This window comes from Flavobacterium algicola (assembly GCF_022399565.1).
Taxonomy (GTDB): Bacteria; Bacteroidota; Bacteroidia; order Flavobacteriales; family Flavobacteriaceae; genus Flavobacterium; species Flavobacterium algicola.
Map to the genome: position 1 here is coordinate 668,883 of NZ_JAJTUT010000003.1, position 11,733 is coordinate 680,615.

Here is an 11,733-nt window from a genome sequence, read left to right on the forward strand (position 1 = left end):
TCTGTTAGTTTTTACAAGTTAATTTTATCATAAGCCCCTTTAATAACCTTATCTTCTACAAACCAAGCTGTATTTCCTTCAGGATCTCTTCCTAGTTTGGCATTAGGGACAGGAGGAGTATTTAGCGTTCTATTTTTATTTGTAGCAATTGCGGCTAACGGTGAAGTAGTGCCACCATAAAAGCCAGCCTGAACCAAAGTCACAAGACTGCTTTGGATTGTAGCTATGATAAAATCGATATCCTGATCGGTATACGGTTCAGTCAAAAAGCACGGAAAACCGTCCATGATATGAATCCCTTTTTCACGCAATACAGTAAAAAGGAGATCAGTGTATTGAACATCATCGTTAAATTTCATACGCCATAACGAGCTGAAGTGATTGATTATCATAGGTAAACCATTCGCACTAAAATAAGCATTTAGTTCTGTAGCCAATCGATCGGTCATGGCATTCAATCGGTTATGCAATGCAGGACCCTGCTTTTTCAAATGAAGAAGTGAGGCTTTGCAACTAGCAAGTGCCAATGGATGGCGTACAAACGTCCCTGCAAAATAGGTTACCCCAATTTCCGGAATCGAATCATCTCCAAAACTCCATTGACCACCGTCCAAAGTATCTAGGTATTTTCGTTTTCCCAATATAGCTCCGATAGATATTCCACCACCAATTACTTTACCATAGGTGGCAATATCGGCTTCGATTCCAAACAATGCTTGTGCACCGCCTAGATTCGATCTAAAGCCTGTGATTACTTCATCAAATACGAGGGCAATGTCATTTTGTTCTGTTATCGCTCGCAATTGTTTCAAAAAAGCAATCGGTTGAAATTCAGGTCGTCTACTCTGTACCGGTTCTACCAGTACAGCGGCTATTTCATCGGCTCTTTCGGTGATAATGCGCAAACTTTCATCTGTTCCATAATCCAATAGGAGCATGTTTTGCACAGATTCCGGCATAATTCCTGCCGCCGCCGGAAAGCTCGTTCCTTTTTTCGAACCTCGAACCAATGCTTCATCATTAATTCCATGATAGGAACCGGTAAAAGCAACAATTAAAGAGCGTCCCGTATAAGTACGCGCAATACGCATCGCACCCAATACCGCTTCTGATCCTGTATTACACAAGGCTGCACGATCTTGGTTGGTGAAAGAAAGTAAAAGTTCGCACACTTCTGCGGCAAGGGGATGTTGAGGTCCCACTTCAAAACCACTTTCAATTTGTTGGTGAAGTGCTTCTTTTATAAAATCAGGTTGATGACCAAAAAAACAAGATCCAAAACCATTTAGCGCATCTAAGTATTGATTCCCATCAATATCCCACAATTGGTTACCAGTTGATTTTTTAATAACAAGAGGATAAACCATCTCTTTGGTTAGGGGTTTAAAACCAGTAACCACCCTTGGATCGGCCATGATACCTCTATTCTTTTGTGCATAGGTTTTACTAGCGGCTGTTTTTTTAGTGTAGCTTGCAGCGAGTTGGGCTAGAAAGGCAGCTTGCGAGGGCGCTAATTCGGTTGCTAATTTTTCAATTTTTGGCGAAGCACCAAAAGGTTTTGAATGTTCAACAATTTCGTTGGCTGTTCTACTATCTGCGTTTGTATTTTGTGCAAGTATCGGCTGAGGTATTTGTTGTGCTGCCGCTTGATGATTAGTGGTGGGTAATTGAATCGGTGCGCCTTGGAGCAATTCTATCTGCTTTCCTAGTAGCTGAATTTGTTGTGCAATCAATCCCAACGCTGTATTGTTTTGTTCAGAACTAACTGGCGAAGTATAGCTAGCAACTGTCACAGCCACAGGAGAAGGGTGCGGTATAGGAACAACTTTTGGAGCAATCGCTACAGGTTCAGGAGGAAGTTGCGCATCCAAAAAGTCGGCTAACAAATCGGGTGAACTTAGACCTTCATTAAGTTGACGAAAAGTAATGGGGAGTTTGAATTCTTTTTTTAATCGAATAGCCAACTGCGTTAGAGTCAAGGAATCCAGCCCCAATTCAAGAAAGGAATAGCTAGTAGCATCTTCTGGATATTCTACACCACTAGTTTGATTGATAGCTGCTGCAATTTGATTTAAAATAGTAATTTTTCTCATAGGTAATAGGTCATTTGTCGGCTCAGTAACTAGTGGAGCTTCGATAGATAGTTGTTCATTTTTTGTTGCCAATGCTGCTATTGGTGCCGATTTGGGAGGATCAATCCAACAGGGTTTTCGATCAAAAACATAACTTGGCAAAGCAATAAGCTGTCGTTGTTGGTCTTTATAGAAAGCCTGCCAATCGGGTTCAAACCCTCTCAACCACAATTCGCCCATGGTGGTTAAAATCGATTGGTAGTCGTTCCCGTTTTCTTTTGGCAAGGGTAGACTTGTGTAAGCAGCGATCATATTTCCCGCTCCGTGTTGCTTGGTTAAAGCCGTTAATGTTTGCCCAGGACCCACTTCTAAAAATGTTGGATCATCCAACTTTAGTAAGGTTTTTGCCGCGGGACTATAGCGAACAGCTTCGCGCATATGGTTGGACCAATAGGTTGGATCGGTTGCTTCTTCGTCTGTAAGCCATGTTCCAGTTACCGATGAGGTTATGGGAAGGGAAGGAGTTCCTAATTTTATTTTTCGAACAGCAGTTTCAAATGGCTCTACAGCCGCATCCATCATGTGTGAATGAAAAGCATGGCTCGTAAATAGCTGTTTGTTGGCAATTTCTGCCTGTTGTAATATTTTCGAAAAAGATAAAATCTCAGATGCTTCACCCGCTACCACGCATAATACAGGCGAATTTACCGCTGCAAGTGAGAGCGTTTTGGGTAAGATGGCGAGTAGTTCCTCTTCACTCATTCGAACAGAAAGCATATTTCCTGTTGGCAATTCATTCACCATTTGACCACGTAAGGCAATCAAATGTAAAGCATCTTCCAAACTGAAAATTCCAGCCAGAACACCACCAACAAATTCCCCAATACTATGACCACAAATGGCGGTTGGTTGTATCCCCCAACTTTTCCAGAGTTGCGCCAACGCGTATTCGGTTACAAACAAAGCGGGTTGGGTAAAGCGCGTGTCCTTTAATTGCGCTTCTGCTTCCGGACTGGGTTGTTCTGGATATAAAACCGTTCGGATATCAATCAGAAGGTCTTTTTTCAAAAGTTCTGCACAAAGATCAATGGTCTCTTGATACACTTTCTCATGCTGGTACAATGCCATTCCCATTTGAGGGTATTGCGATCCTTGGCCTGGAAATAGAAAAACCAATTCGGACGGTACCGATTTTAGCACAGCCAATTTAAGGCTATTTTTTTGTATCGAAAGCAATTGGTTTGCCGATTCAACGCTTGTGTTCCCCACCAAAAAAGAGCGGTGCGCAAAACGCTGACGGGTCTTTTGTAAAGAGTACGCAATATCGGCTAATGAAATTTCACTTTCCGTATTTAAGAATTTCCCCAATTCCTTTTGAAAGCCTTGAGCGCTAAACGCTGTTTTGGCAGACCATAACAGCAATTGTTCTGGACGACTAGGACCGGAAACTTTAATTTCTTGCGGATATTCTTCGACTACCAAATGGACGTTGGTACCACCCACACCAAACGAACTTACTCCTGCACGTAAAGGCAAATCGGTAGTCGATTTCCAATCTCTCAATTGGGTAGTAACAAAAAACGGACTGTTTTTAAAATCAATAATCGGATTCGGATTTTCGAAGCCCAAAGATGGAGGCAGCTGTTGATGGTACATCGCCAAAACGGTTTTGATCAATCCAGCAACGCCTGCCGCAGCAGTAAGGTGACCCATATTACTTTTGACAGAACCTATAGCACAAGATTCCTTTTCGGGCACAGGGCCAAAAGCCATTTTCAAACCTTCAATTTCAATTGGATCTCCCAGTGGCGTAGCGGTACCATGCGTCTCTACATAGCTAATTGTTTCGGGTGCAATGTTGGCATCCTGCATCGCATGCGCAATGGCATCGGCTTGCCCTTCGGTGCTAGGAGCTGTAAAACTCCCTTTGTTTCCCCCATCATTATTAATTCCAACTCCTTTAATAATACCATAAATTGTATCACCATCTTTTTGAGCGTCTTCTAGACTTTTTAATAGTACTACACCAGCACCATCACTAAAAACGGTTCCTTTTGCGTCAGCATCAAACGATCGGCAGTGCCCATCATTACTCAACATAGAACCTTCTTGGTACAAATGACCACTATTAATGGGTGCTGTAACATTAGAGCCTCCTGCGAGTGCAAGATTGCAATGGCCGTTTCGAATAGCTTCTACCGCCTGCGCAATGGCTAGGAGCGAAGTAGAGCATGCCGATTGAATACTCACGGCAGGTCCTTTCAAATCGAGTTGATAAGCCGTTCTAGAGGCAATATAATCTTTTTCGTTAACCGTCTCTGCTTGCAAATAGCCTATTTGGTCTAAAATGGCAGCATTCGGAAGTATGTTTTTCTTATAATAGGTATTGGTTCCCACACCCGCATAAACGCCAGTTTTCCCGTTGTAATGCGCTGGTAGGTAGCCTGTTTGTTCTAGTGTTTCCCATGCAATTTCTAAAAATAAACGAAACTGTGGATCCATCACTTCGGCCAATTTTGGATTAATACCAAAAAAGGACGCATCAAAGAGATTCGCTGACGGAATGATTCCGCGCGCCGCTACATACAAAGGGTCGTTGCGCAGGCTATCAGGCACAGCCGCATCCAAATCTTCGCGTTTGAAAAAACTGATGGTTTCTTTTCCGTTTTTCAAGACCTCCCAAAGTTCAGGAATGGTATTGGCACCAGGAAAGCGACCCGCCATTCCAATGATAGCAACAGCATCGGTTCGGGTATTTTTTTTTGTTTTCGAAAAATCAAATTTTGCTTTTTCCTTTATTGTTGAGTCCAAAAACGAGCTCAAACTACCTACCGTTGGATATTGGTAGATGTTGGTAACAGATATTGGACTGTCTAATTCATTATTCAATACCGCAACCGCCTTTTGTACTAAGAGGGAAGTAGCGCCCATCTCAAAAAAGTTATCATCAATCCCAATAGAAGGGATATGCAACAGCTTTTGCCACACTGTAGCTATATTTTTTTGCAGTTCCGTTTTTGGTTTTCGAAAAAGAGGAGCGTTTGAGGGACGAATATATTCTGGTTTTGGCAAACTCTTTTTATCTATTTTACCGTTGGAGTTCAGCGGAAATTGATCTACCCACATAAAAATGCTAGGTATCATATAAGTAGGCAGCAAGGTAGAAAGTAGTTCGGCTACATTACTATAAGTTGTGCTATTTTCCTCCGCTTTTAAGTAGGCTACAATTCGTGATGTTTCAAAATCTTTGTTAACAATTACAGCGGCCAATTTGATTTCAGGCAAACTAACGAGTGCAGCTTCAATTTCGCCCAATTCAATACGGTATCCATTAACCTTTACCTGATCGTCAATACGCCCCAAATAGATAATATTCCCGTCTGTATCTTTTTTAACTAAATCGCCAGAACGATACATTTTCGTACCCAAATTAAATGGATTCGAGCAAAATTTTTCCGCATTTAATTCAGGTCTATTAATATAGCCTTTTGTAACGCCTTTTCCTGCAATACAAAGTTCACCAATTTCTCCATCTGGCACGACTTGTCCCTCTTTATTTACGATATAAAGTTGCGTATTTGGAAGTGCTTTACCAATTGGAATATTCTCGCTGGTATGTACTTTAGAAGTTGCACATTTATATATGCAACAACCAACAGTTGTTTCTGTTGGTCCATATTCATTAATTACAGTGGCTTGAATTCCATCATTTGCAAATAAATTTAAATGATATTGATATAATGCTTCTCCTCCAACAACGAAATTGGAAGCAATTTGAACGTCGTATTTTCTATTCAAGTTAAAAATTAACAAACTTATGTGTGATGGTGTTAATTTTATAAAGTCATATGGAGCATATTTGTATAAATTAGCGTCACTAAAAACCCCTTCACTTATTGAACCTCCTATTATCATTTTCTTACCATAACTTAATGGTACGAATACATCTGTGATACTTGCATCAAAAGAAAATGATAGATGGGCAAAACAACCTGAGTTTGTATTTGAACTATTAATTAAATACTTGCAACTTGACGTATAATGGTATAAATTACTATGTTCCACCATAACCCCCTTAGGATTCCCTGTACTTCCTGAGGTATAAATTACGTAAGCTAAATGATTGGGATTGACTTTGAAATTAAAAGTGGAATAGGATTTATCTAGGTATGTACTGGATATAAAAAGTGATAAAAAGTTATCGTCAATGGTAAGAGCACTGCTACTATCTTTTATGATATACTCAATTCGCTGTAAAGGATAGCTAGGTTCAATAGGAACATAAGCAGCTCCACATTTTAAAATCCCTAACATACAAACGATTGACATCTCGCTGCGCTCCAATAGTATTGTTATACAATCTCCTTCGGCTATTCCATGCATACTAGTTAAATAATGCGCTAGTTGATTGGACAATACATCCAATTCCAAATAAGTAAGTATTTTATCTTCAAATACAACAGCAACATTCGATGGATGTTCGACTACTTGTTTCTGAAATAAATCCAAAACAGTCCAATCCTCGATAGAAGTAGGGGGGGTGATAAAACTAGTATGTATTGCTTGCTTCATGATGCTAACGTTGATTCGTTTTTCTAATTTGAAATAAACCACACAAAAATTTCTGCAACAGAGTAAATATTTTTTGAACTACCAAATATTGTCAGAAGCTTCATAGGGGTTAACGAAATAGACTTAAAGACCGAGAATCTGATCTAAAAGGAAAACGTTATTTATTTCTCATTTGCGCATTTCTTTTATAGATTAGGTAAATGCGACTACAAAAGAAAGGAAAACTATTCGGTATTGCTTACTATTCCTTTGTAATGCGAATAATTTCGATAAAAAGCATATATGATTATACTATAAAAGGGTTTATTGCGTTACGTCATAGATTAATTGTAGTTTCATGATTTTTATAAAGTCTGATGTTAATACTTTCTAAACAAAATATAAAGTAGCACAAAAATAGTTTTATCACCTATTTAAAAACCGCAATCAGTCTTCGATCTAGAGATTATATCAAAATATAAATTTACTAATCGCAATTGAGCCTCGTTTTTCCGAAAGACACTATAATTATTAATTATTTCGCATTTATTTTTAACACAAAAAGAATTTGCGAAATATTAAATATTTAAAAAATTGCAAATAGCTAATTATTAATTAATTGTAATTCATATATTTTTTACGGATTTTTTACTAATTGATGCTAGTAAGTACTTTTAGACATTAATATTTAGCTTTTTTTGAGCTTTTATTGATAAATTGTAATTTTTACATAAGGTAAATTAATGATTAGATAAAAATGATATGGTGATACAATTTTCGAAATAATTCATCGTTAATTTGTTGGCAGAAATCAACAAGACAAATTCTTGAATATTAGATTAAAAATTTTGCGCATCTTCAGCAAAATTACAGGTCAGTAAAGTCTTTTAATGGTAAAAAGCACAAAAATAAAATTACAGAATTTGTAGTATTTAGATTAACAAATATGTAAAATAACGCTTTTTATCGTAAAAATTGAATGTTTCATCGTTTAAGTCGAATTATTTACTATGTTTGCAGTAGAATTTAGAAAGCAAATTAATTTAACGCCTTTTACCTGTGAGCATTTCCAATAAAAAATTCGTCAACCTACTCATAATAATACTTTTATGTGTAACATTTCAAGGTCACAGTCAAAGTGCTTCAGGAGATAAAAATAATGTAATGGGAACCATCAATGCTTCAGGTTCGGATGCATCTAGTGAATCAGGTACCGTTGCATATTCCATTGGTCAAGTATTCTATAGTTATGTTGGTTTATCGATATACAATGTAGCACAGGGTGTACAGCACGATAATACTATCAATACTTTAATAGTAGAAGAGAATCTAGAACCTACAGCAGAAATTATTATTTTCCCAAATCCTACAACAGATTATGTAACAGTTAACATGAACGGATTAGAATTGGAACAAGGAATAAAATCGTATCAAATGTATGATTTACAAGGGAGAATGGTCAAACAGAATACAATTAGTCAAACTGAAACCCCCATTAATATGACAGATCTTAGTGCTTCCGTCTATATACTTCAAGTAGTAGTAAACAGTGAACTTTTAAAAACATTTAAAATAGTTAAAAATTAAAAAAACACATACAAAAAAATGAAAATAGCAATTACCATACTTTTATTTTTGACTGTTAGCCTAACAGCTATTGCACAGTCGCCAGAAAAAATGAGTTACCAAGCCATTATTCGAAAAGCTGATAATACTTTGGTAATCAATGGACCTATAAGTTTACGAGTTATCGTTCGTCAAGGTGCGTCTACCGGTACAGCAGTCTACCAAGAAACACATAATGTAAATACAAATAATAATGGGTTGGTTTCACTTGAAATTGGAACCGGAGCATCAACAGGAAATGCATTTAGTGCGATTGCTTGGCAAACAGGACCTTACTTTATAGAGACACAAGTCGACTGTACAGGTGGTTCAAATTATAATATCATTAGCATAACACAATTACTAAGTGTTCCTTATGCCTTACATGCAAAAACAGCTGACAGAATAGTAGGTTCTAGCACAACCAATCCTTACCGATCAGTAGTGATACCTTTTATCACCTCTAGAAATATAGCTACTACTGATATCAACAACACAGTTGAATGTACAAAATCGGCTACCTTAACGCTAACCTCTAATTTTGCAAATATGTTAGTAGGGGATACAATCAATCTAGAAGCGCACAATGGAGCTATATTATCCATACAAGCAGCTTCAGATGTGCAACTTAATTATAAATTGAATGGTAGTGCCAGTTTTACGAGTGCTACTGGTAACGTAAGTTTTGGTTTCCTTAGAAAAATCAATACCAATACTTACATAATTTCAGGACAATGAGATATTTAATATACATATTACTTTTTTCAACGGTTACTTTTTCGCAAAATTATCAATATGCACAAAATAAAAAACTGGAACTAGCAAAACCGGACCCATTGTTAGAGGCACCGGTAGCTGTTGATTTAAATCAAAAAGAAGAAAAGGAGTATTTTGCTGCCTATCCTTTACCAGTCGAAAGAAAGTCTGAATTACAAGCTATGTTAAACTTGCATAATGCTGTTAGACTCGGAAAAGGAGTTTATGGCACAGAGCCAATTGTTATCAATAGCGGTCAGAGAATTTATGGCCAATCATCATTAACCAGATTACCAGCAGTAATAACAGTAAAAGCAGGAAGTTCAGATGTGCACATTGAAGAACTAAACCTAGCAGAGGGAGGGGTAGTTTTCGAAGCTGGTTTACCAATTAAAAATAGTGAATTTAAGTCTCTGAAATACGCATCATTTGACGCTGTTGGTGCTAAGCTGGATAATATTACTATTATAAATCTAGATGGAAGAGTAAACTATGATTTTAGTAAAGTAGGATACTACAGGAATTGTAAATTTATAAAGCATAAGATAGGAATATCATCACCGTTGGTTGTTATAAAAGGAAATAGCAGTACTCCTAGTTATGGTAATGTACATGTTATGACTAATTTGCTTGTGCCAGTTGGTGATGGAATGATATTAGATAATTTACAGAGTACTACTTTTATTGGACTCGATGCTGAGGGTTGGAATTTGACAGGTCAAAGTACAGACAATAAAGCGGTTTTTTATGCTCAAAATATGGGGGATCTAAAAATGGTCAACTTTGGAGGTGCAGCTTATCCTGGTCAAGTAGCAAGTGACAAAACTGCTGCATTTGATATTCAGGCAAACAATCTTTTTATGGTTGATACAAATATATATAGTGTAATTCCCAGCACTATATCAAGCAACTGTAATGTTACAAGTATAGGAGCAACAGTAGATTTTACTAAAAAGGCAGGTAGTGTTAGTGGTTTTGATTTTTCAGCAATGAAATATAATAAAGAACCCATCGTTTTAAATGGTACAGCTACAAATTTAATAACCAACACAGCTGTGAAAACTAGTTTTACAGGAGTGCAAAGTACTAGATGGGATAGACCTGTGTACAATGAGATTCCTGATCCTCTGGGTGCAGATTGGAAAGAAAAAAGAAAAGGTCAGCCTGATAGTAGGGCTTATATTCAGGGATTAATTGATTCAAATGGAATTGCCGAACTTCCTGAAGGTGAATTCTATATTTCATCACCAATTTTTGTAACTGGAAATAGTCAAGGTATAATTGGTTCAGGAACTGGTAAAACTATAATTGTAGGCCTAACGGATGATTTTCCATTGATTAGTATGGTATCTTCTCCTAATGATACGCATTATGTTTTAGCTTACTTAACCCTTCAAGGTGGAAGCAACGGGCAGTATTTTCCGGAAAATTATAATGGTAGTTCTTATGTAAATATGAAATTTGTGGTATTTAGAGATCAACAAAAAGGTATAAATTTATACCACATGGGGGGGACAGATAATTGTTGTTATGATAATGTAAGTTTTGTAAACTGCGGTTCTGGTTTGTATCAAGATCCACAGTATTTAACTTCTGCAACGGAACATACATCTGGTTATTTTGATAAAACATTGTTTTATAAATGTCAATATATTAATTGTGGCATTGGTTCTTCTATGCATGCAACAAGGGCTAATAATTTAAACGCATGGATTGACTGTAATTTTATAGGTAATTCTTTGGCTTCTTCTACTTATAGTACGAATGGTTCTTTTTTTCTAAATTGTGACTTTACTAACAATGTTGGAGAGAATGTAATTATTGGTGGTGAGATTTCATTGTACGGATGTAATTTTGATAAAAATACATCGTCTCGAGCAACAACTAGTTTTATTAGTTTACATATTGAAGGGTGCACTATGTTAGACACCGGCAGATTTGCTGATGATGCGCCATTTAATGACAATAGTTTGCTGGTTTTAAACTCAACAATTAAAGGGGATGTGTTAACAAGAACGTGGTCAGGCAGTCAGTATGATAATTGCTTATTTATAAATTCTGATCTTTCAGCACACCCAAGTATTAGTAAGTTAATGACTAAGGTATATAATGGAGTGCCTACAGTTATAATAAATGAGCCAGTTAATGCGTATCCACAATTACTAGTTGATAAGACTTTTTAAAATAATACGGTTGGATCTTTATTCAGGCGAGTAATAATAAATAAGCCGTTTGCATTAACTTGCAAGCGGCTTAATTATTATTATAACTTTAAAATAACAGGTATGTTGTAAGTGTTTAAAAATTTGTGATTGCTAGAGTCTTTACAATTAGTCGGAAATCAAGCCATTTTAACGGATAAATTTTTTGTTATTAAATTTGAATAGTAATTTCACCTCGTATTTAATTAATCTTTAAATAAAAATAGTCCATTTTATTAGTTGAAAATATATTTGGATAGTTTATGACACCACTTTTTTATGAGCAAAAGAGCGATTTATTTTAAAATAAAGGAGTTTAGAGAGGCAAAACAGCATTCAGTAGAATATGTTGCTATTCAGATGGAAATGACGGTTCAATGTTATCTCAAAGTGGAAAGGGGTACGGTGGATTTGAAAATTTCGAAATTAGATAGATTAGCAAAAGTATTAGGAACGAAAAAAAGTGAATTATTTGCTTTTAATTAGTGCACTGAAGCGTTATTATTTTCTTAATTGCCGCTAAGTAGAACATTCAATTAATGGTAAGG

5 protein-coding genes are annotated in these 11,733 nt (G+C 36.7%); 4 read left to right on the forward strand and 1 reads right to left on the reverse strand.

Annotation, left to right across the window (positions count from 1 at the left end; all coding sequences use genetic code 11):
- Window positions 1-11: 11 nt before the first annotated feature.
- Window positions 12-6,644: a polyketide synthase gene (locus LXH21_RS13585; RefSeq protein WP_239866842.1), complete on the reverse strand. Its 6,633-nt coding sequence runs from the start codon at window positions 6,642-6,644 to the stop codon at window positions 12-14.
- 1,143 nt (window positions 6,645-7,787) lie between these two features.
- Between LXH21_RS13585 and LXH21_RS13590 the strand changes: the two genes are divergently transcribed.
- The 4 genes from LXH21_RS13590 (at window position 7,788) to LXH21_RS13605 (ending at window position 11,671) form a co-directional block, all read left to right on the forward strand.
- Window positions 7,788-8,210, forward strand: a complete 423-nt coding sequence (locus LXH21_RS13590) for a T9SS type A sorting domain-containing protein (protein ID WP_239866845.1) — start codon at window positions 7,788-7,790, stop codon at window positions 8,208-8,210.
- An 18-nt stretch (window positions 8,211-8,228) separates the two neighbouring features.
- Window positions 8,229-8,966 (forward strand): hypothetical protein, encoded by a 738-nt coding sequence (locus tag LXH21_RS13595; protein ID WP_239866847.1) that lies wholly within the window; start codon window positions 8,229-8,231, stop codon window positions 8,964-8,966.
- Window positions 8,963-11,167, forward strand: a complete 2,205-nt coding sequence (locus tag LXH21_RS13600; protein WP_239866850.1) for a hypothetical protein — start codon at window positions 8,963-8,965, stop codon at window positions 11,165-11,167. The genes LXH21_RS13595 and LXH21_RS13600 overlap by 4 nt, the downstream gene beginning before the upstream one ends.
- Window positions 11,168-11,464: 297 nt before the next feature.
- Complete coding sequence (locus LXH21_RS13605; RefSeq protein WP_239866853.1) at window positions 11,465-11,671, forward strand: helix-turn-helix domain-containing protein; 207 nt, start codon at window positions 11,465-11,467, stop codon at window positions 11,669-11,671.
- The last annotated feature ends 62 nt before the right edge of the window (window positions 11,672-11,733 follow it).

What these genes read in the sequence shown, in the direction of transcription:
- LXH21_RS13585 (WP_239866842.1), bottom strand. Translation starts at nt 6,644, where the DNA reads ATGAAGCAAGCAATACATACTAGTTTTATCACCCCCCCTACTTCTATC.
- LXH21_RS13590 (WP_239866845.1), top strand. Translation starts at nt 7,788, where the DNA reads ATGGGAACCATCAATGCTTCAGGTTCGGATGCATCTAGTGAATCAGGT.
- LXH21_RS13595 (WP_239866847.1), top strand. Translation starts at nt 8,229, where the DNA reads ATGAAAATAGCAATTACCATACTTTTATTTTTGACTGTTAGCCTAACA.
- LXH21_RS13600 (WP_239866850.1), top strand. Translation starts at nt 8,963, where the DNA reads ATGAGATATTTAATATACATATTACTTTTTTCAACGGTTACTTTTTCG.
- LXH21_RS13605 (WP_239866853.1), top strand. Translation starts at nt 11,465, where the DNA reads ATGAGCAAAAGAGCGATTTATTTTAAAATAAAGGAGTTTAGAGAGGCA.